Source organism: Mesorhizobium sp. 128a (genome assembly GCF_053848025.1).
On the sequence record NZ_JBSPKY010000016.1, the window covers coordinates 47217 to 67740 of the forward strand.

Genomic DNA, 20524 nt, shown 5'->3' on the forward strand with positions numbered 1-20524 from the left:
CGATCCAGTCAGTTAGTCAGCCGTTTTGCCCAGAGTGTCCGCAACCACCGCGCCACGCTCTCCCATTGGCAGAGCGGGACCCGTGGTCGAGTCGATTGCAGTCTGGTGTTCCATCTCGGCATTGATTGCGGCGCCGGCGATGAGGATGATGACGGAAATCCATGTCCACATCATCAAGCCAACGACAGCGCCCAGCGATCCATAGGTGGCATTGTAGTTGGCAAAATGCTGCAGGTAGAACGAGAACAGCCACGATGCTGCGATCCACACAACCGTCGCAATCGAGGTTCCCCAGCTCAACCATCGCAACTTGGCATGTTCGCGGCTCGGCCCGAAACGGTAGAGCAGGGAAATACCTGTAAGCATGAAGCCTGTCAGGATCGGCCAGCGAGACACCGCAACAAGGGTCTCTGTCCAGGCGTCAAGATAGAAGAAGCGCAACAAGGCCGGGACAACGCCAACGGTCAGCAACAGCACGATGCCGATGACCAGGGCCCCAAGCGTGAACAGGATCGACATCAGGTTCAGCGTGATGAAGCTGCGCTTCTCGCTTTCCTCATAGGCGATGTTCATTGCATCGAAGAGCGCCTTCATTCCGCTGTTGGCGCTCCACAGTGCGATGCCGAGACCGATGAAGAAACCTGTCCCGAGCGCTCCCGGTTTCTGACTGGCCAAAGCCTGCAACTGTCCGCGAATGATATCCAATCCCCCTGACGGCAGCAATCCGCCGAGATAGGCGACATGGTCCGCGACTGTCACAGGATCGGCGACAAAACCGTAGATGGAGATGAAGGCGGCCAGCGCCGGAAACAGCGCCAGCAGCAGATAGAAGGTTGCGCCGGCCGCGACCAGCAAAACCCGGTCCTTGTTGAACTCTTCCCAGAGCCGCCAGAAGATGTCCTTCCAGCCGCGTGCGGGAATCTGTGACGGCCAGGCCGCATCGCGACCACGGCCCCCATCCTCTGCCCTTATGGCGGCCTTGCTGGTTTCCGACGTGGCCAACGCACGATTGGCCGCTTCGGTATCGATCAACGAGGACTTGGTGTCCATCGCTCAACGGCCCTCGCTCCGCATCGCCAGGTTTGCGTCGCCTTAGAGGGACACCTTGGCGACCTTGTCCTTGTATTCCTCTTTCGGATCGAACCCGAGCAGCATTTTGATGCCCGCCGTCACGCTTGAGCTATCGAGCCAAATCTCTGCGTTGGTTGGGTCGAAACGGAGCAGTGCCAGCTTCGGGTCGTCCCTCCCGCCTTCGAACCAAGCCGCGACAAAGCGATTCCAGAGCCGGTCGATGACCACCGGGTTGTTGTTCAGAAAAAGCTTCCCTTGCACCGTGGCGAACAGATCGTGACCCTTGGATGTGAAGGTAGCCGTTGCGCTGGCGCAGTCTTTCAGGCCCTGGACAAGTTCGGTATCGGTCGCCGTGAAAAACCAGATGGGTCCGTTTTGATTCTCAATCTGAGCGGTCATCGGACGCGGGATGACCTTCGATCCATCGAGGCCGATCATCATTGTCATGTCGGATTTCAACGATTTCCAGAACTTGGCTTCGAGTTCGGCGGGGGTGGGCATCTGAACCTCCTTTCAGATGGCGAAAGAAAGCAAAACGGTAGCCGGCTGCATCTGTTCCAATGGATTCATGGAAAGATCTTGCTTGCAGGCCGCCGCCCCAAGGCGCAGGTAGCATACCTCGACGCCTATATCGAACCAGCTTCGCGGTAAGCCTGAACAAGCGGCAGCGAGCTGGCCATCTATCGCATCAGGGGCGGCGGGTCGTTAACAATTCATGCAACGTGGCGAAGATAGTGTGGCTTTGCAGCAATCCGAAAGCGAGCCGTTCCATTGCGCAATACACCCGCCGAAGCAATCTTGCAGCTTGTCGTTCACAATGACGATCAGACCCCGTGGGAGTTTGTCGTCGATCTCGTCCGTTCGGTCTTCGATCGATCGGCTGCGGAGGCCGAGACCTTCGCCGCGACCGTGTCGCAGGAGGGAAAGGCCGTGTGCGGCAGCTACCCATTTGCGGTTGCGAAGGCGATGCTGGATACGGCGCAGCAGCGCATCAATGCGGCCGGCCACCCGCTTCGCATCACCGCCGCTCCCAGCGAAACAGAAAGCGCGGCCATAGCCGGCCATTCCGCACAAGCTCCGCGCGACAAAAAGTTCAAATATGCCCACGAGGCGATTGCCTGGCATTTTGGCGGACTGGCGCATGACGAGATCATCGCGACCTCCCGCCAGTTCCCCGGCCACATGCGAGCCGACGTGCAGGTGGCGCTCAACAAGCTGTTCTCAGCCGCGCCCATTCGCTTCTTCGGCCTCTACGAGCAGCATCGCTACGAGACGCTGACTTATGCCGCGCTGACGAAGGAAGGACAGTTCGCCGTTACCATCTCGGCTGCGCAATATCAGGACGTCGATATCGGCGAAATCGAGCCGATAAAGTGTCTCAACAACGGTTTGTGGCTCAACCGGGACGATGGCCTGCACTATGCAGTCGTGCTGTCCTTCCACCGCGAGTACGGTCGCGAGTCCGGGACCTGCGTGGAGATCGCCGTACCGGCCGGCGAAGATGGCGTTGCCCTTGTGGACCGTTGCTTCTCGCAACTTGAGGCGGCCATCAATGCTGCGCGATCTTACCGCGGCAAGGTTCTTTCCCTCGAAACGGAAGGGGATTATCAAGGCCGGTCCAAAGGTGTGATGGTTCATCGCTTGCCGCCGGTGCCGCGCGAAGCGATCATTCTGCCGGAACAGACCCTGAAGCTTCTCGACCGCAACGTGATCCGGTTCATCGAGAGCCGGGACGCGCTGAGGCGGCTTGGACAATCGACGCGCAAGGGCATCTTGCTCTACGGCCCCCCGGGCACCGGCAAGACACACACCATTCGCTACCTCGCTGCCAATCTCCCCGGCCATACCACGCTCATCATAACGGCCGGTCAGATGGGTATATTGTCGCAATACATGACCTTGGCACGCCTGCTGCAGCCGTCCACCGTGGTGATCGAGGACGTGGATCTGATTGCCCGCGACCGCGAGAACATGGGTGGTCCGTGCGAAGAATCCCTCCTCAACACGCTGCTCAACGAAATGGACGGACTAAAGGACAATGCCGACATCCTGTTCGTCCTGACCACCAACCGGCCGGAACAGCTTGAAGTTGCGCTGACAGGGCGGCCGGGCCGTATCGACCAAGCCATCGAGGTGCCGCTGCCAGACGACGACTGCCGCGAAAAGCTGGTGCACCTTTATGGCGGCGGACTGAAACTTTCCAACAAGATCATGGCCGAGGCCGTGGCGCGGACGAAAGGCGTCAGCGCGGCCTTCATCAAGGAGCTTATGCGTCGTTGCGCGCAAACGAGCATTATGCGGGGCGACGGAGAGGTCGTGACCTCCAAGGATCTCGCCGAGGCCCTGGACGACATGCTGTTCACCGGCGGCCGGCTCAACGTCAGGCTGCTTGGCGGAGCAACCGACGGACCGTCAAGCCACTGAGCAGGCGCTTAATTGCGGAAGGCGACGGCGGCTTCGTTGCCTTGGACCTCGCAGAAGATACCCGAGGTTCATCAATCTACTCCGCTCAAACCGGATGTCAGGCGGAGACCTCGGCCGAACGGCTTGACCCGGAATATGCATACAGATACATATGCATAATGATGCAACAAAGCGTGTTCCAGACATTGGCCGACCCCACGCGGCTTCGCATCGTCGAAGCGCTGGCAGGCGGCGAGCAGGCCGTGGGTGACTTGGTTCGCGCCGTCGACATCGATCAATCCGGCGTTTCGCGGCACCTGCGGATCCTCGGCGAAGCTGGCTTCGTCGCGATGAGGCCTGATGGGGCGCGGCGTCTCTATTCGCTCCGACCTGAGCCGTTCCGGGCGATCGACGACTGGGTGCGGAGCTATAGCAAGCTTTGGGAAAGCCGGCTCGATCGCTTCGACGCAGCCCTGGCGCGACGGAGCAGCGTGCGGCAAGGCGAGGAGAAGAAGTGATGGCCATCGAGCCGGAGGCGGGCACCATCAGGTTCGAGCGGGTCTACGACGCATCGATCGAGGACGTCTGGGCGCTGTGGACCACGAAAGAAGGGCTCGAGGAGTGGTACGCGCCTGAGGGAATGCACGTCGAGGTGCTGGGCCTCGAGCCGCGGGTCGGTGGTGCGTTCGAACACGTGATGACCGCGGTGGGCGCCGACCAAGTCGCCTACCTTGCGAACGCCAACATGTCGACGACGGCGCGGGTGAGCGGTCGATTCGTCGAGATGGTGCGCCACCGGCGACTGCGCATTCGCTTCGACATCGACTTCGTCCCTGGCGTCGAGTCGTATCCCTACGACATTGTGGTCGAGCTCCACGCCGAGGCTGGGCGAGTTCGGATGATCGTGACGGCCGATCGTCACCCGGACCCCGAAATGACACGCGGCGCAATCCTTGGACTGACCAGCCAGTTGCAACGATTTGACCTGGCCATAGCGGCACGAGCACAAAAGGAGCAACGACCGTGAGAACTGAAAAGGAGCAACGACCGTGAGAACTGAGCTGCTGCGGACACTCGTCGCCGCTGTGGCGTAGAATCGGCGGCTGCTGGCGTTCGCAGTTTCAAACCAAAATGGCGCACCGGAGGAGATGAAACTGGGCACCGTTATGTCATTGTGACGCCTATTGATTTCTAAGAGAGCAGTCCGCTTGCTCCGATAGCGGACGTGGCGGATGCCACTACGATAGCGGGCTCAGCGGACATGCAGACCTTACGCGTTCACATGGGGAGGCCTGCCTTTCGAAGACCCTCACAGAGGTGATCCAGGTACCGCCGGTCACTATACGGAACCGAGCGGTCGAAGAAGCTCATCCATGCTTGTGAGTTTCGGTCAGGAAACCGCGCCATATCGCGCTTCGCTATGCGCAGGAACTCTCGCAGTTTAGCCCTTGCCTCGTCGAAGCGGCCCGCGTGGGCGTAACTCGCCGCCAGCCAATAATTGATCTCGTGGTTCGGCTCGTGGATCTGGTTGAACGTATCAATGGCCTCGCCATATCGGCGTGCGGTAAAATACGCCGTGCCTTTCACCCAAGGGAGCCAGGACATATCGAAGGGATTATGGCGCTTGGCAATTTCGAATTGCGCCAGCCCCTTTTCGGGCTCTCCGACGTACGTCAGAAAATCGCCATAGATGCCTCTTGCCTCGGTGTCGTTTGGGTTGAGTTCCAGTGCCTTTTCGATATGGACGCGCGCCTCTCCGTAGTTGCGCATCATCAGGTAAACTAGTGACAAAACCCACCGCGCGGTGGTGTCAGCGTCGTCTAGTGTTACCGCTTGCTTCCCGAACTCAAGCGCGGATCTCAGAGACTGATCGGCATCCAAGACCCAACCGAAATTGTAGTCTAGAAAGCAATAATGGGCGTAGTAAGCGGTGATCACCGCGTTCGTTGGGTCCAGTCCTATTGCTTCCTGAGCCAGAATTCGGGCTCTTTCGTTGCCAGCTTTGGTAAACTCGAGGTAGCTCGCTTTGGCTCGTAAATGAAGATCATAGGCCTTGAGGCTAGCGGGGCTAAGTCGTGCCGACCGCTCGCGTCCAGCCATATCTACTCGCCCGCCAACGGTGGCGGCGACCGCGTGAGCCAATTCGTCCTGGAGATCAAAAATGTCACGTACGTTGCGATCGTAGCGCTCTGCCCAAATGTGGGTGCCTGTCGCAGTCTCGATCAATTGGGCGGCAACTCGGAGTTTTTCGCCCGAACGACGAATACTTCCCTCGACAAGGTATTGAACGCCGAGTTCGCGGCCTACCAGCTTCATTTCGGCTGCCTTGTCCCGGAACTGAAACGATGAGTTTCGTGCGATCACAAACAGCGAGCGGAAACGGGATAGTTCGGTAATGATGTCCTCGGTGACGCCATCGCCAAAATACTCTTGCTCGGGATCACCACTCATATTCGTAAATGGCAGAACGGCAATCGAAGGCTTTTGCGGGAACTCTACCGGGGCGGTCGGGCTTGCGGTGGGTGCGGCCACAGGCTCGACGGTGCTAGCCTTGGTCCTGACTCCAACCTCAAGCGAATAGATCCGCATAGGCTCGGCGATGTTCTTTAGTTGAGTTTGGCCGAGATCGCTGACAAAAACGTCGAGCCTAGACCTGACCTGTCGATACGCATCCTCCGAAAGGCAGATGGCACCGGGGGCAGCGATGGCCTCTAGGCGCGCCGCAATGTTGACGCTGTCGCCCATCAGGTCGCCGTCGCTCTCCTCGACCACGTCGCCGACATGGATGCCGACGCGAAACTCGATTCGACGATCGGGAGGTACGCCGGCATTGCGCTCGACCATTGCGTTCTGCACTTCGATGGCACAGCGCACCGCATCAACTACGCTGCGGAACTCGACGAGGGCTCCGTCGCCGGTGCGCTTCACCACTCGACCATGATGCACGGCGATCGTCGGATCGATCAGGTCGCTGCGCAGGGTCCGCAGGCGCGCCAGGATGCGATCCTCATCCGCGCCGGCGAGTCGGCTGTAGCCGACGACGTCGGCCGCCAGGATCGCAGCCAGCTTTCGGGACTCGCTCATGCTGTCCTTCCCCAGCGCAGCATTTCAGCCCGACCAGGGCCGCCCGCCACAACATAGAACAGATAAGCCAAAGGAATATAGCCCGAGCCTTGGTCGAATGCCCGCATCAGGCCACAAGAAGACGCGGATGCCCAGTTTTGTTCCAGACCCGGGAAAAATCTTTCGCCAAATTGGCGTGTTACGAGTGGCGCGCCCGAAGAGATTCGAACTCCTGACCCCCAGATTCGTAGTCTGGTGCTCTATCCAGCTGAGCTACGGGCGCGCAACAGGCCATGCTTTGCATAGCCCCGCGATCCGGTCCTGGCGACCGGCCGCGACGAGACGTGTTCCCTAACGACTGAATTTCCGAAAAGCAAGCCGATCCGGCAAAAGTTTTGTCGCAGGCAGATAGAGCTATGCGGGATTCGGCTCAGGCGGGGCGGCGCAGGCCGCTGCGGGCCTGGTCGAGGCGGACGGGTTGGTCGGGGATGGTGACGGCGAAGGTGGTGCGGCCGCCGATCGATTCGACCAGCTCCACCGTGCCGCCATGGGCGCGGATCAGCTCGTGAGCGATGGCCAGGCCAAGGCCGGTGCCGCCGCTGCGGGCCGAACCGCGAAACGCCGCAAACAGGTTTTCGCGCGCCTTGGGCGGCAGGCCGGGACCGGTGTCGGTGACGATGATGCGGCTGACGCTGCCCATGCGCTCGGCCGACACGGCGAGCCGGCGCACCAGCGCGCTCTCTGCATCGGCCGCCATCGCCTGCACGGCGTTGCGGCACAGATTGGTGAGCACGCGAAACAGCTGGTCGGAATCGGCATCGACCTCGAAAGCGAGCTCGACGGCGTTGACGAATTCGATACCGTCCTCGATGTCGAGCAGGCCGTGGACGTCGTCGACCAGCTGACGCAGCCGCAAGCGGCGGCGCGAGGGCGCCGGCTCCTGGGTGCGGCCATAGTGAAGCACACCTTCGGAATAGGACACGGCGCGGTCGAGCGCGCGCAACAGCTTTGGCGCGAAGGCCTGCACGGTCGGGTCCTTGACCAGGCGCAGGCGGTCCGACATCAGCTGGGCCGAGGCCAGGATGTTGCGCATGTCGTGGTTGATCTTGGAGACGGCGAGGCCAAGATCGGCGAGATGCTTCTGTTCGGCCAGCATCTTTTGCAGCCGTTCCTGCATCTGCGACAGTTCACGTTCGGCAACGCCGATTTCATCGGCGCGGGCGGCCGGGTGGATGATGCGCGAGGGATCGTCGGGCGCCTCGGAGAAGGAAAGCATCGAGCGCGTCATGGTGCGGATCGGGCCGATCATGATCAGGTCGATCGCCGCATAGACCAGCATGGCGGTGAACAGCGAGATCAGCAGCGACACGAAGGCGACGTTGCGCGAATAGCGCAGCATGGCGTTGCGCAGGGAATAATCGGGCATGATCAGCTCGAATTCCTTGTCGCTGTCGCCGACCGGGCCAAAGACCCTGAGCATGCGCTTGCCGCCGAAGAACAGCGTATCCAGCGCCCCGGTCATGCCCTTGATCATGCCGACATTGGCGATGTCGATATGCTCGTCGACCTGCGGCGGCATTTCGGCCACCACCAAAAGGCGCGAGACGCCGCCGTCGCGCACCGCGATCGCCTTGGCGCCAATCGCCATCAGCACGTCGTTCTGGGCGGTGCGGGAGAGCGAATTGGGCTCACCCTGCACCAGCACGATCGAGACGGCGGCGGCGGTGCTCAGCCGCTCCTTCAGCCAGGCCAGGCGGTAGCTGGCGATCCAGGGCAGGAAAATGAGGACTTCGGCCAGGAGCACGAAGACGATGGTGAGCAAGAGCAGCTTGGTCGACAGGCCGCGCGCCAAGGATACCGAGCGGCTTGGGACGGGGCGAACGGACGCCGGGCCGGCATCGGCATTCGCCGGGCCGCTCCCTTCATCCGCTGAGGCAAGTTCGCTCATTAAGGCCTGTCTTCACAAACGCTTGATCGGTTGAGATTAGGCGATTGCGGCTTTTTTGCCAATTTCATCCTTCGATGGACGATGGTACCAGCAATAAAGACGCATCGAACTGATCGTTCGCGCCGTGACGAACTGTTCGTTCACGCCGTGACGAACTGGTCGTTCGCGCGGCGATGAACTGTTAGTTCACGCCGGATTGACTCCCAAAACCCTTCTTTCTATAAGCCGCTCACGCTCGGGCCATTCGTCCCGGCGCGGTTTCGATCGCGCCAAAGCCGGCCCGGCAAAGCTCCTGTTACACAGTGACAGAATCAAGAAGGGCCGCACCCCGCGGTATTAAAACAAATGAAGCGTACCTACCAACCGTCCAAACTCGTCCGCAAACGTCGGCACGGTTTCCGTGCTCGCATGGCCACCAAGGGTGGTCGCGGCGTCGTCGCAGCTCGCCGCAACCGCGGCCGCAAGCGGCTCAGCGCCTGAACGGAAGACGAGATCGTTGCCCGCAACCGGCAAGCCAGTGGGACCAAACCCCAAGCGGCTTCTGAAACGTGCGGAATTCTTGGCCGTCCGCCGCGGTGAAAAGCGGCGCGGGCGGCTTTTTCTCGTTGAAGTTCTCGACCGCAATGACGGTCTGTCGCCGCGCGTCGGCTTCACCGTCACCAAGAAAGTCGGCAATGCTGTCGTGCGTAACCGCGTCAGGCGGCGGCTGAAAGAAGCCGTGCGCACCCATGCCGCAAGTGACATGGCGCCCGGCAATGACTATGTCATCGTCGGGCGTGAAGACGTGCTTACCATTCCGTTCGGCCAGTTGAAGGCCGAGCTCTCCCGCCGACTGCGCGGAACACGATAGGCCAAGGGCTTTCGATGGAAAACAACCGGAACTTCTACATCACCATCGTCTTGTCGGTGCTGATCCTCGGGCTGTGGCAATATTTCTACGTGCTGCCGCGCAGCGAGCGGCAAGCCGAAGCCACGCGCATCGAAGAGCAACGGGCGGCGGAGCAGAAGAAGGCAGCCGAGGCCGCAAATCCCGGCGGCACGACGGCCCCCGCGGCGCCCGGCGCCATTCCGAACGCGCCCGGCGGCGACACTGTGAGCCCGGCCAGCCGCGAGCGGGCGCTGGCGGCAACCAGCCGCGTCAAGATCGACACGCCGAGCCTGGAAGGCTCGATCAATCTGACCGGCGCGCGTCTCGATGACCTCAAGCTCAAGCACTATACCGAGACGGTAGACAAGAACTCTCCTGAGATAAGCCTGCTCAACCCGCAACCGCTGAAGGACGGCTATTTTGCCGAGATCGGCTACAGCAGTGGTAATCCCGAGCAAACGGGTGCTTTGCCTAGCTCGGGCACCATCTGGACGGTCAACGGCAATGCGACGCTGACACCGGCAGCGCCTGTCGAACTGACTTACACCAATGACAAGGGCCTGACTTTCAAACGCACTTTCTCGGTTGATAACAATTATATGTTCACCGTTACGGACACGGTGCAGAACTCGGGGAGCGCCGCTGTCTCGCTGTCCAATTACGGGCGCGTAACCCGCTTCGAAAAGCCGGCCGTCGCCAGCACCTATGTGCTGCATGAGGGCCTGATCGGCTTCACCGGCACCGAGGGCCTGCAGGAACACAAATACGCGGCGATCGAGAAGGACAAGCAGATCCAGCCAGGCAAATCGACGGATGGCTGGCTCGGCATAACAGACAAATATTGGGCTGTGACGTTGGTGCCGACCGAGAAGCAGCCCTTCCAGCCGCGCTACGGCTATTACGAAGATGGTCGACCACGTTGGCAGTCCGACTTCCTGACCGACGCGATCAACATCGACGCCGGCAAGTCGGTGACCATAGAATCGGAAATCTTCGCCGGCGCCAAGGAAGTCGGCAAGATCAACGCCTATGCCGAGGAACGCCATATCAAACGGTTCGACCTACTTATCGACTGGGGCTGGTTCCATTTCATCACCAAGCCGATGTTCTGGCTGATCGATACGCTCTACAAATTCTTTGGCAATTTCGGCCTGGCCATCCTGGCCACCACGGTCATCGTCAAAGGGCTGTTCTTCCCGCTCGCCAACAAATCCTACGCGTCGATGGCGAACATGAAGAAGGTGCAGCCCAAGATGCTCGAGATCCGCGAGAAATACGCGGATGACAAGATGAAGCAGCAACAGGCGATGATGGAGCTGTACAAGACCGAGAAGATCAATCCACTCGCCGGCTGCTGGCCGGTGGCGCTGCAGATTCCGGTGTTCTTCTCGCTCTACAAGGTGCTCTACATCACCATCGAGATGCGGCACGCGCCGTTCTTCGGCTGGATCCAGGATCTGGCCGCGCCCGATCCGACCTCGATCTTCAACCTGTTCGGCCTGCTGCCCTTCGCGCCGCCGGCATTCCTGCCGCATATGGGCGCCTGGGCGGTGGTCATGGGCATCACCATGTTCCTGCAGATGCGCATGAACCCGACGCCGCCGGACCCGACGCAGGCGCAAATCTTCACCTGGATGCCGGTGATCTTCACCTTCATGATGGGCAGCTTCCCGGCCGGACTTGTCATCTACTGGGCCTGGAACAACACGCTGTCGATCCTGCAGCAGGGCGTGATCATGAAGCGCCAGGGCGCCAAGATCGAATTGTGGGACAATCTGGCCGCGCTCTTCCGAAAGAAACCGTCGCCGGCGGAGTAGAAGGCGCCTCCCTTTTCGAAGACCTGAAAAGCCCCGCCAGCGGGGCTTTTTTGTTGCGCTCGAACATTCCAGAGGCGCGAGGCATCACGGTTCGGTGAGCGGCGAAACTTCGGCGTGCTCCGGGCCGTTACTGCCTGCGTTGCCATTCCCGGAGGACGATTGGAATGGCGTTATTCACATAGCCAGTATGATGCTCGAACACGGTTGCTGCCGCGGCCGGATATCCTCGTGACGCTGTCACGGGGATAGCTGTCGTGGCTGCGGGAAATTTCATCTAACCGTTTGCTTTTGTTATTCTTTTTTCCAGTGCAACCGAAACTATCCTGATTCCCTGGCGTAACTCTTGCGGCAATCGAATCAACCTTTGCCTCCATCAAAAGGGTTCTCCAATGGTACAGTCCATCCTCAAAGCTCTCTGCATCTCGGCCGTCCTCGCTGCTTCCAGCCTTACCACCACGACCGTCTACACATTCGCCAACCCCGCCGTCGGCGGCGCCGCGATGTCGACCACGAAGAACATCGTCGAGAATGCCGTCAACTCGCCGATCCACAAGACGCTGGTGGCAGCCGTCAAGGCCGCCGGCCTTGTCGACACGCTGCAGAGCACCGGTCCCTTCACCGTCTTCGCGCCGACCGATTCCGCCTTCAAGAAGCTGCCCGCCGGCACCGTCGCCACGCTGGTGAAGCCGGAGAACAAGGACAAGCTGACCAAGATCCTGACGGCGCATGTCGTTGCCGGCAAGATCTCGGCCGAGGAAATGATGACCAAGGCCAAGGCGATGGGCGGCAAGTATGAGATGAAGACCGTTTCCGGTGACACGCTGACCGCCGAGGTCAAGGGCGGATCGCTCTACATCGTCGACGAGTCCGGCGGTGCCGCCAAGGTGACGGTCGCCGATGTCAACCAGTCAAACGGCGTCATCCACGTCGTCAACAAAGTGCTGTTGCCGAAGTAACGGCTTCCGGAAAAAGGGGATGACGGCAAGTCCGTGACGGCTTTCTCGGCTTGCCATCCCGCCTCATGACGAGGTGCCATGTGTTGCGGAAGCCGCCTTCGACACGACCGGGGTCCTGCTTGTCCTTCGCAGGGCCCCGGTTTCGTTTTAGCGGGTGAACCGCTCCGGATCCCCGCACGGTTCCGATCCGATCGGGAACCGCCGCTTCACTCCATCGAGCAAGGCTGACAGCGAAGGCTCGCGCATCGGGCGATTGGTGCTATAGGGCGGATCAGTCTATTTTGAACGACGCGGCAAGGTTTCGCTTGCGCCCGGCTGCCACTCTTCAACGGACCTCGCCATGGACGGACCCAACCCAGACATCAAGCACCCGATCCCGATGCACACCCGGGTCGGCTTCCTGAAGCCGCTGGTCACTGCGCCGAATATCGAGATCGGCGACTTCACCTATTATGACGATCCGGACGGACCGGACAAATTCGCCGAGCGATGCGTGCTGCATCACTACCCCTTCATCGGCGACAAGCTCATCATCGGCAAATTCTGCGCCATCGCCGAGGGCGCGCGCTTCATCATGAACGGCGCCAACCATGCGATGTCCGGCTTCTCGACCTATCCGTTCAACATTTTCGGCCATGGCTGGGAACAGGGCTTCGATCCGAAAACGTGGTCGCAGGAAGTGCGTGGCGACACGGTGGTGGGCAATGATGTATGGATCGGCATGGATGCGGTGATCATGCCCGGCGTGTCGATCGGCCATGGCGCCATCGTGGCGGCGAAATCGGTGGTGACGCATGACGTTCCGGCTTATGCGATCGTCGCCGGCAATGCGGCAAAGGTGGTGAAGATGCGCTTCGACGACAGGACCGTGCGGCGACTGCTTTCCGTGGCATGGTGGAATTGGCCGGTGGACAAGATCGGCCGCAACCTCAATGCCGTCAGGGGCGCCGATATTTCCAGGCTGGAGGCAGCGGTTTGAACGCGTTGGGCAACACGGTTATCGGCGTCGAGCTGTTCACCAAGGGCTGGATCTTCATCCGCGGCGTGCCGGCGATGAAGTTCCTGCCCCCGGAAGGGCCGCCGGAAATCGCCTTTGCCGGCCGCTCCAACGTCGGCAAGTCATCGCTGATCAATGCGCTGGTCGGCCATAATGGGCTGGCACGCACGTCCAACACGCCGGGGCGCACGCAGGAGCTCAACTATTTCGTGCCGGGCGGGTTTTCCGGCGAAGGCGCCGACCTGCCGCCAATGGCGCTGGTCGACATGCCGGGCTACGGCTATGCCAGCGCGCCCAAGGAGAAGGTCGACGACTGGACCAAGCTGGTCTTCGACTATCTCAAGGGCCGCGTGACGCTGAAGCGGGTCTATGTGCTGATCGATGCCCGCCACGGCATCAAAGCCAAGGACGACGAGGTGCTGTCGCTGCTCGACAAGGCGGCGGTGTCCTACCAGATCGTGCTGACCAAGACCGACAAGATCAAGGCTGCGGGCGTGCCGCGGCTGATCGAAGAGACGCTGCAAAAGATCAAGAAGCGGCCGGCGGCGTTTCCGTTCGTGCTCGCCACATCGTCGGAAAAGGGCGAAGGTCTTGAGGAATTACGCGCGGCGATCGTGCTGGCCGCCAATGGCGGCTGAGCGAGCCGACTAGGCCTTGGCCTCCAGAGCGATCAGCTGGTGGCTTTCTTCCTCGGCAAGCTTTTCGGTGCCGTAGTACTTCAGGAACAGGCTGACGCCCGACCCGACGATGTGGTCGATTTCATCCTGGCTGGGCGCCTTGGTGCGGTAGGCGAAGATGCACTGGCGGAACAGGCCGGCAAGGCACAGCTCGGTGAATTGATAGGCGGCAAGATCGACATCGTCGATCTTGAGCAGGCCGCGGTCGACGGCGGCATTGAGGAACGCCGCCACCTTGTCGTGGCCGCGTTTGGGGCCGCGTTCGTAGAAGCGGGCGCCCATGTCAGGTATCCTGTCGGAGGCGCCGATGACCGTGCGCTGCGCCTGGATCACCTTGGCCGAGGTGATCTTCATCGACAGCACCTTGCCGAACTTCACCAGCGTCTGGCGCAAATCATCGGCGCGGTCGAGCATGTCGTACATGTTCTTGAAGATGGTGCCGCGCTCTTCCTCGATCAGCGCCTCGAACAGCTCTTCCTTGTTGGCGAAGTAGACATAGATCGTGCCCTTCGAGACGCCGGCCTCGCGGGTGATATCGTTCATCGACGCCGCTTCGAAGCCCTTGTCGATGAAGACGCGACGCGCGCCCTCGATGATCTGGCTGCGCTTGACCGGATCCTGGCCCGCTGCCGGGCGGCCGCGACGCGCACTGTCCAGCGCATCGCACAGGTCGATGTCAGCATCGGGTAGCGTATCGGCCATCAAAGTCACACCTCGCAAAATAATTCGAACCGATCGGTTCGATTGCTCTTGATATGGGCTCCTTTTAGCGCTATGTCAACGTCCACATCGAACCGAACGGTTCAGTATAACACGATTTCCTTATATAGCGACAGTAGCGAGATATCATGTCCTCGAACACGCCAAACACGACCGCCGAAGTCCGGCCCTTTCCCACCGCCAAGGTCTCGCCGGTCATCGAAGCCCCGGAAGCGCCTCCCAAGCCTGCCGCCGAAGTCCTGGCCGAAACGCCGGCGAAAAAGAAGCGGTCGGCACGCTCGCTGATGCTGCCGATCATCGGCCTCGCCCTGCTCGGCGCCGGCGCCTGGTATGGCTATAACTACTGGACCGACGGCCGGTTCCTGATCTCCACCGACGACGCCTATGTCCAGGCCGACATGTCGTTCGTGTCGCCGAAGATTTCCGGCTATGTCGACCAGGTCAAGGTCTCGGAGAACCAGCAGGTCAAGGCCGGCGACCCACTGCTGACCATCGATGACGGCGACTACAGAATAGCCGTTGCGCAGGCCGAGGCGCAGATCGCCACGCTGGCCAAGACGCTCGACCGCATCGACGCGCAGACCAAGGCCGCGCAGGCTTCGCTGCAACAGGCACAAGCGCAGAAGGTCGCCGATCAGGCAGCCGCCGCCAACGCCGCCCGTGCCCAGCAGCGCGCCACGCAACTGGTCAAGACTCGTGTTGGCACGCAGGCGCAGCTCGACGACGCCCAGACCGCTCTCGACCAGGCCAATGCAGCCCTTGTCGGCGCCGATGCGCAGATCGCCGCGGCGCAGGCCAATATCGGCGTGTACGAAGCGCAGCGCGCCGAATCGGCCAGCACGCTGGCCTCGCTGCAGCTTAGCCGCGACAAGGCCGCGCGCGATCTGTCCTTCACCGTGCTCAAGGCGCCTTATGACGGCGTCGTCGGCAACCGCTCGGTCGAGCAGGGCGATCTCGTCAGCCCCGGCCAGAAGCTCGCCGTGGTGGTGCCGATGGACAAGCTCTATATCGTCGCCAACTTCAAGGAGACGCAGCTGGCCAAGCTGGTGCCCGGCGAGAAGGTCCGGATCTCGGTCGACGCCACCGACGGCCATGATTTCGAAGGAACGGTGTCGTCGCTGGCGCCGGCGTCGGGCGCGGTGTTCTCGCTGCTGCCGCCGGAAAACGCCACCGGCAACTTCACCAAGGTGGTGCAGCGCGTCCCGGTTCGCATCGAAGTGCCGGCCGATGTGTTGAAGGCAGGCAGGCTGCGCGCCGGCCTGAGTGTCGTCGTCGCCGTCGACAGCCGCACGGCTCCGGCCGCGGCGAACTGAGCGAACGCCAAGGAGCAAAGCCATGGCAACCGCAACCATAACAGCTGGAGCGGCGCCGGCGCCTGCCATGCCGGCGGTGCCGACCACGATCTCGACGCGCCGCCTCATCGCCTTCCTGGCGATGGTGTTCGGCATGTTCATGGCGATCCTCGACATCCAGATCGTCTCGGCCTCGCTGGCCGAGATTCAAGCCGGCCTCAGCGCCAGTTCAGATGAAATCCCGTGGGTGCAGACCGCCTATCTGATCGCCGAGGTGGTGATGATCCCGCTCTCCGGCTTCCTCAGCCGGATGCTGTCGACGCGCGTGCTGTTTGCAGGCGCCGCGGCCGGCTTCACGGCGGCCAGCGCGCTGGCGGCAACCGCCACCAACATCGACCAGATGATCGTCTACCGCGCCATCCAGGGCTTTATCGGCGGCGGCATGATCCCGAGCGTTTTCGCCGCTGCCTTCACCATCTTCCCGCCGTCGCGCCGCGCCATGGTGTCGCCGATGATCGGCCTGGTTGCGACGCTGGCGCCGACCATCGGCCCGACCGTCGGCGGCTACATCAGCCATGCCCTGTCGTGGCACTGGCTGTTCCTGATCAATGTCGTGCCCGGCATTCTGGTGACGGTGACGACCTGGTCGCTGATCGATTTCGACAAGCCCAATCTCGGCCTGTTCAGCAAGTTCGACTGGTGGGGACTCGCGGGCATGGCGGCGTTCCTCGGCTGCATGGAATATGTGCTCGAGGAAGGCCCGAACCATGACTGGCTGCAGGAACAGGCGGTGTTCATCTGCGCCATCATCATGGTTGTCGGTGCGGTGCTGTTCTTCTGGCGCGCCTTTACTGCCGAGGAGCCGATCGTCGATCTCAGGGCCTTCACCAACGTCAATTTCGCCTTCGGTTCGATGTTCTCCTTCGTCATCGGCATCGGCCTCTACGGCCTGACCTATCTCTATCCGGTGTTCCTGGGGCGCATCCGCGGCTACGATTCCTTGATGATCGGCGAGGCGCTGTTCGTCAGCGGCCTGGCGATGTTCGTCACCGCGCCGATTTCCGGCATCCTGTCGAGCAAGATGGATTTGCGCATCATGATGATGATCGGGCTGCTCGGCTTTGCCGCCGGCACCTGGTGGATGACGCATCTGACCGCAGACTGGGATTTCTATGAACTGCTGATCCCGCAGATCCTGCGCGGCTCCTCGATGATGCTGTGCATGGTGCCGATCAACAACATCGCGCTCGGCACCTTGCCGCCGGACCGGCTGAAGAACGCCTCGGGCCTGTTCAACCTGACCCGCAACCTCGGCGGCGCGGTCGGCCTTGCCATCATCAACACGGTGCTGATCGACCGCAACGCCTTCCACTATGCAAGGCTGGCCGAACATGTCGAATGGGGCAGTGCAGCGGCGCAGCAGAAGCTGCAGAACATGACGCTCGATTTCCAGCAGACCCCCGGCCTCGACGCCACCAAGGCGGCCATTTCCAAACTGTCTGGCATGGTCCAGCAGCAGGCGTCGCTGCTGTCGTTCATGGATGTGTTCACCATGCTGACCGTGCTCTTCGCGACGATGGCTCTGTTCACCCTCGTCATCGCCAAGCCGGCGCCGCCTGCGGGCGGTGGCGGCGGAGGCCATTGAGCGCGCCGGACCCCCCGCCTGGCGCCCTCATACATGACCCCGGAAATCACCCCCGATTTCCGGGGTCATGCTTAAGCATCAATCGCGTTCAATTGCTCTGTGTCGTGGCCGGTGGGCCGAACCATCTGGTCAACGCGTCGGCCAGTCCAGCCGATCCCCCGTCATCAACCCAGGCCACATGGCCGTCGGGCCGGACCAGCACGGCGCCGGGAGCTTCGACCGCACCCAGCACCGGAAGCTCCCATGCACCATTGTAGCTGGCGTCGACCGACCGAACCCGGTCCGCCCATAGGCCGATGTCGAAAGCGCCCGGCTGGCCGAAGTTGAACAGCAGCGGTCGCGCCTCGTGCAGCAGCGCAAAGACCCGTTGCCGGCCGGCATCGGTGACGAGGTCGAGATCCGGCATGCGACGTCCCAGCAGTTCGTGGCCTTCGCCAAGGTCGTAGCGGATGTCCAGGCCGGACATCATGCCGGCAAAATGCTTGCGCGGCTCCTCCATGGCAAGAAGCCCCGACAGCAAGTCTCGCAGCGCCTTTATGCGCTCGTCTTCACGACGCAGCACGACCGCCGCCATGGTGTTTTGCAACACCCTGGCAGCGACCGGATGACGCTCTGCCTGATAGGTATCGAGCAGGCCTTCCGGCGCCGTTTTTCTGACCACCTGGGCGAGCCTCCATCCAAGGTTGACCGCGTCCTGCACGCCAAGCTGCATGCCCTGTCCGCCGTCTGGCGGGTGCACGTGGGCGGCGTCGCCCGCCAGCAGCACCCGCCCCTTGCGGTATGACGCTGCCTGCCGGACCATATCGGTGAAACGGGAAAGCGATGCCGGATTGTGGACGCCATAATCGGTGCCGAAGACGGCAACGAGCGCGTCGCTCAGATCGCGTAGCGTGGGCGGCGCGACAGCCCCGACCTCGCGTTCGGTCACCATCACCCGCACGGTCCCGTCGTCCAGCTTGCTGAGACCATGAATGCCCGTTGCATCGCGGTGGATGCCCCAGTTCGGCTCCTCTGTTATTTCGACCTCACCAATCAGGTTGCTGGTCGTCGGATCCGAACCCGGGAACTCGATGCCCGATGCCTTGCGCACGAGGCTTCTGCCGCCGTCGCAGCCGACGAGGTAATCGGCGCGAAGCGAGCGGCCGTCGCTGAGCGCGACGTCGACACTACTCTCGTCCTGGGCGAAAGCCGTCACCTCGCAGCGACGGTAGATCGTGACGCCAAGCTCCTCCACCCAGTCGGCAAGGATGCGCTCTATATGCTTCTGCCACAAAGCGAGCCCGTAATTGTGGCGAGTGGGAAAGTCGCTGATATCGAGCGAAACGCCGGCAAAGCCAGCGACCTGGGCAGTCCGCCCTTGCGTCAGAAACCGGTCGGCAATGCCGCGCTGGTCGAATATCTCGATGGTTCGTGCGTGCAGGCCGCCGGAGCGCAGCCCTTCGACCTCTTGTCCAGCGCGCCGCTCGACGATGGCGGCGTCGACACCGGCCAAGGAAAGCTCGCCGGCCAACATCAGTCCGGTCGGCCCACCTCCGACGATCACCACAGGATGGGAGATTTGCGGCCGGTCGGCATCAGCATGACCGGTCGATTTGCGCTCGCCCTGGCGAGCGTGTTCTTGCACTCGTTGCATAGGTTCTGGCCCTCTCGATAAGGGCTGCGGAATCTACGCATAAAAAGCCGTCTGCCAATTCTTGAAATTAAGTGTTTTCGCCCCATTTCAAGAGATAGGAGGCGGCGGCCACGCCGCCTGCCAAGTTCTCGACATCGCCAAGAGACGCTGGACGGTCAGGCAGTCGCCGGCTTGAATTTCAGCGCGACGCCGTTGATGCAGTGGCGCAGGCCGGTCGGCGCTGGGCCGTCATCGAAGACATGGCCGAGATGGCCGCCGCAGCGGCGGCAGTGGACCTCGGTGCGGGTCATGCCCAGCGAGCGGTCCTCGGTTTTGCCGATGCCGTTGGCAATCTCCTGCCAGAAGCTCGGCCAGCCGGTGCCGGAATCGAACTTGGTCTCCGAGGGATAGACCGGCAGGTCGCAACCGGCGCAGGCAAAGATGCCCTTGCGGTGTTCGTTGAGCAGCGGGCTGGTGCCGGGATATTCGGTTCCTTCCTTGCGCAGCACGTTGAAGGCGTCGTCGGACAGGATGGCGTGCCATTCGGCGTCGGTCTTGGTGACCTCGAAGGTTTCGGCAGCCCTGGCGGGTTGAAGCCCGCCCATGCGCAGCGTTGCCGCCGCGCCGGCAACGGCCGCAAAGGCGACGCCGCTCAAAAGCAAATCTCGACGGTTCATGATAGAAATCCTCCTGCAGGTTGTTTTGCCAAATTTGGCCGCCACAGCAAAATCAAAAGCCGGTGACGGTGGCCTCTGCAAACGAACGCTCCACACCGGTTCCGCACTTGCTGCGGACGGGATGGAGCGCTCGGTCGATTGCGCGGCCCACGGGGGCGCGAGCCGCGCAATCTGCAGGGAGCCTTGACCAGCAGTTCGCCGGCGGCAGGCGCTTTGTTACATCTTCGGCAGCAGAACCTTGTCGATGACATGGATGACGCCGTTGGACTGCTCGACATCGGCGATCGTCACATTGGCGACATTGCCGTTCTGGTCGGTGACGGTGACCTTGCCGCCATCAGCCTTGAGCGACAGCTCACAGCCGCCGACCGTCTTGACCTTGTGGGTGCCGCCGTCGGCCTTGGCCATCGCGGCGACATCAACGCCCATCGCCTTTGCGCCGATGACGTGGCAGGTCAGGATCTTGGTGAGCTTGTCCTTGTTCTCGGGCTTGAGCAGCGTCTCGACCGTACCGGCCGGAAGGGCGGCAAAGGCGTCGTTGGTCGGCGCGAAGACGGTGAACGGACCGGCGCCCTGCAGCGTCTCGACCAGGCCGGCAGCCTTCACGGCCGCGACCAGCGTCGTGTGGTCCTTCGAATTGACGGCGTTCTCGACGATGTTCTTGTTGGCGAACATGGCGGCGCCGCCAACCATCGGATTCTCGGCATAGGCAGCAGTGGCGAGGGCGGATACGGCAATGGTACCGGCGAGCAAAAGGGTGGCGAGTTTACGCATAGTG

19 protein-coding genes, 1 tRNA gene and 1 pseudogene are annotated in these 20524 nt (G+C 61.7%); 12 read left to right on the top strand and 9 right to left on the bottom strand.

Annotation, left to right across the window (positions count from 1 at the left end; genetic code table 11):
- Window positions 1–12 precede the first annotated feature (12 nt).
- Complete coding sequence (locus tag ACWTU9_RS24100) at window positions 13–1050, bottom strand: YihY/virulence factor BrkB family protein (protein ID WP_455860473.1); 1038 nt, start codon at window positions 1048–1050, stop codon at window positions 13–15.
- 42 nt (window positions 1051–1092) lie between these two features.
- Window positions 1093–1572 (bottom strand): pyridoxamine 5'-phosphate oxidase family protein, encoded by a 480-nt coding sequence (locus ACWTU9_RS24105; protein ID WP_455860474.1) that lies wholly within the window; start codon window positions 1570–1572, stop codon window positions 1093–1095.
- 297 nt (window positions 1573–1869) lie between these two features.
- Here ACWTU9_RS24105 and ACWTU9_RS24110 point away from each other — a divergent pair.
- The 4 genes and pseudogenes from ACWTU9_RS24110 to ACWTU9_RS24125 all read left to right on the top strand — a co-directional run.
- Window positions 1870–2034, top strand: a pseudogene (locus ACWTU9_RS24110) (ATP-dependent Clp protease adaptor ClpS); the annotation flags it as partial.
- A 231-nt stretch (window positions 2035–2265) separates the two neighbouring features.
- Window positions 2266–3495 (top strand): AAA family ATPase, encoded by a 1230-nt coding sequence (locus ACWTU9_RS24115; protein WP_455860580.1) that lies wholly within the window; start codon window positions 2266–2268, stop codon window positions 3493–3495.
- A 173-nt stretch (window positions 3496–3668) separates the two neighbouring features.
- The gene (locus ACWTU9_RS24120) at window positions 3669–3992 is read left to right on the top strand and encodes an ArsR/SmtB family transcription factor (protein WP_455860475.1); all 324 of its coding nucleotides are present in this window, start codon (window positions 3669–3671) and stop codon (window positions 3990–3992) included.
- Window positions 3992–4501 (top strand): SRPBCC family protein, encoded by a 510-nt coding sequence (locus ACWTU9_RS24125; protein ID WP_455860476.1) that lies wholly within the window; start codon window positions 3992–3994, stop codon window positions 4499–4501. The genes ACWTU9_RS24120 and ACWTU9_RS24125 overlap by 1 nt, the downstream gene beginning before the upstream one ends.
- Before the next feature lie 251 nt (window positions 4502–4752).
- Here ACWTU9_RS24125 and ACWTU9_RS24130 read toward each other — a convergent pair whose 3' ends face one another.
- The 3 genes from ACWTU9_RS24130 to ACWTU9_RS24140 all read right to left on the bottom strand — a co-directional run bounded on the left by ACWTU9_RS24130 (window position 4753) and on the right by ACWTU9_RS24140 (window position 8485).
- Window positions 4753–6558 (bottom strand): adenylate/guanylate cyclase domain-containing protein, encoded by a 1806-nt coding sequence (locus ACWTU9_RS24130; RefSeq protein ID WP_455860477.1) that lies wholly within the window; start codon window positions 6556–6558, stop codon window positions 4753–4755.
- A 185-nt stretch (window positions 6559–6743) separates the two neighbouring features.
- Window positions 6744–6820 (bottom strand) — tRNA-Arg (locus ACWTU9_RS24135).
- Between the two features lie 147 nt (window positions 6821–6967).
- On the bottom strand, window positions 6968–8485 hold the full coding sequence (locus ACWTU9_RS24140) for an ATP-binding protein (RefSeq protein ID WP_455860478.1): 1518 nt from the start codon (window positions 8483–8485) through the stop codon (window positions 6968–6970).
- Window positions 8486–8830: 345 nt separating this feature from the next.
- Between ACWTU9_RS24140 and rpmH the strand changes: the two genes are divergently transcribed.
- From rpmH to yihA, 6 genes are all read left to right on the top strand, one after another.
- Window positions 8831–8965 carry a 50S ribosomal protein L34 gene (gene rpmH, locus ACWTU9_RS24145; protein WP_008833937.1) on the top strand — a complete coding sequence of 45 codons (135 nt, stop codon included), beginning with the start codon at window positions 8831–8833 and terminating at the stop codon, window positions 8963–8965.
- Window positions 8966–8981: 16 nt separating this feature from the next.
- The gene (gene rnpA, locus ACWTU9_RS24150; RefSeq protein WP_112392939.1) at window positions 8982–9335 is read left to right on the top strand and encodes a ribonuclease P protein component; all 354 of its coding nucleotides are present in this window, start codon (window positions 8982–8984) and stop codon (window positions 9333–9335) included.
- Between the two features lie 14 nt (window positions 9336–9349).
- Window positions 9350–11170: a membrane protein insertase YidC gene (yidC, locus tag ACWTU9_RS24155; RefSeq protein ID WP_455860479.1), complete on the top strand. Its 1821-nt coding sequence runs from the start codon at window positions 9350–9352 to the stop codon at window positions 11168–11170.
- 389 nt (window positions 11171–11559) lie between these two features.
- The gene (locus ACWTU9_RS24160) at window positions 11560–12126 is read left to right on the top strand and encodes a fasciclin domain-containing protein (protein ID WP_455860480.1); all 567 of its coding nucleotides are present in this window, start codon (window positions 11560–11562) and stop codon (window positions 12124–12126) included.
- Between the two features lie 340 nt (window positions 12127–12466).
- A complete protein-coding gene (locus ACWTU9_RS24165) occupies window positions 12467–13105 on the top strand; it encodes a CatB-related O-acetyltransferase (protein WP_455860481.1) in 639 nt (212 codons plus the stop codon).
- Window positions 13102–13761, top strand: a complete 660-nt coding sequence (yihA, locus tag ACWTU9_RS24170) for a ribosome biogenesis GTP-binding protein YihA/YsxC (protein ID WP_455860482.1) — start codon at window positions 13102–13104, stop codon at window positions 13759–13761. Before ACWTU9_RS24165 ends, yihA begins: the two co-directional genes overlap by 4 nt.
- A 9-nt stretch (window positions 13762–13770) precedes the next feature.
- On the opposite strand, the gene ACWTU9_RS24175 is transcribed toward yihA, so the two are convergent.
- Window positions 13771–14502: a TetR/AcrR family transcriptional regulator gene (locus ACWTU9_RS24175; protein ID WP_455860483.1), complete on the bottom strand. Its 732-nt coding sequence runs from the start codon at window positions 14500–14502 to the stop codon at window positions 13771–13773.
- A 146-nt stretch (window positions 14503–14648) separates the two neighbouring features.
- Between ACWTU9_RS24175 and ACWTU9_RS24180 the strand changes: the two genes are divergently transcribed.
- Both ACWTU9_RS24180 and ACWTU9_RS24185 read left to right on the top strand, forming a co-directional pair.
- Window positions 14649–15833 carry an HlyD family secretion protein gene (locus ACWTU9_RS24180; RefSeq protein ID WP_455860484.1) on the top strand — a complete coding sequence of 395 codons (1185 nt, stop codon included), beginning with the start codon at window positions 14649–14651 and terminating at the stop codon, window positions 15831–15833.
- A gap of 22 nt (window positions 15834–15855) precedes the next feature.
- A complete protein-coding gene (locus ACWTU9_RS24185; RefSeq protein ID WP_455860485.1) occupies window positions 15856–17457 on the top strand; it encodes a DHA2 family efflux MFS transporter permease subunit in 1602 nt (533 codons plus the stop codon).
- 88 nt (window positions 17458–17545) lie between these two features.
- Here the strand turns inward: ACWTU9_RS24185 and ACWTU9_RS24190 are convergent, their stop codons facing one another.
- The 3 genes from ACWTU9_RS24190 to ACWTU9_RS24200 all read right to left on the bottom strand — a co-directional run bounded on the left by ACWTU9_RS24190 (window position 17546) and on the right by ACWTU9_RS24200 (window position 20520).
- Complete coding sequence (locus ACWTU9_RS24190; RefSeq protein ID WP_455860486.1) at window positions 17546–19090, bottom strand: FAD-dependent monooxygenase; 1545 nt, start codon at window positions 19088–19090, stop codon at window positions 17546–17548.
- Window positions 19091–19245: 155 nt separating this feature from the next.
- On the bottom strand, window positions 19246–19746 hold the full coding sequence (msrB, locus tag ACWTU9_RS24195) for a peptide-methionine (R)-S-oxide reductase MsrB (RefSeq protein WP_455860487.1): 501 nt from the start codon (window positions 19744–19746) through the stop codon (window positions 19246–19248).
- A 216-nt stretch (window positions 19747–19962) separates the two neighbouring features.
- A complete protein-coding gene (locus ACWTU9_RS24200; protein ID WP_455860488.1) occupies window positions 19963–20520 on the bottom strand; it encodes a fasciclin domain-containing protein in 558 nt (185 codons plus the stop codon).
- Window positions 20521–20524: the final 4 nt, after the last annotated feature.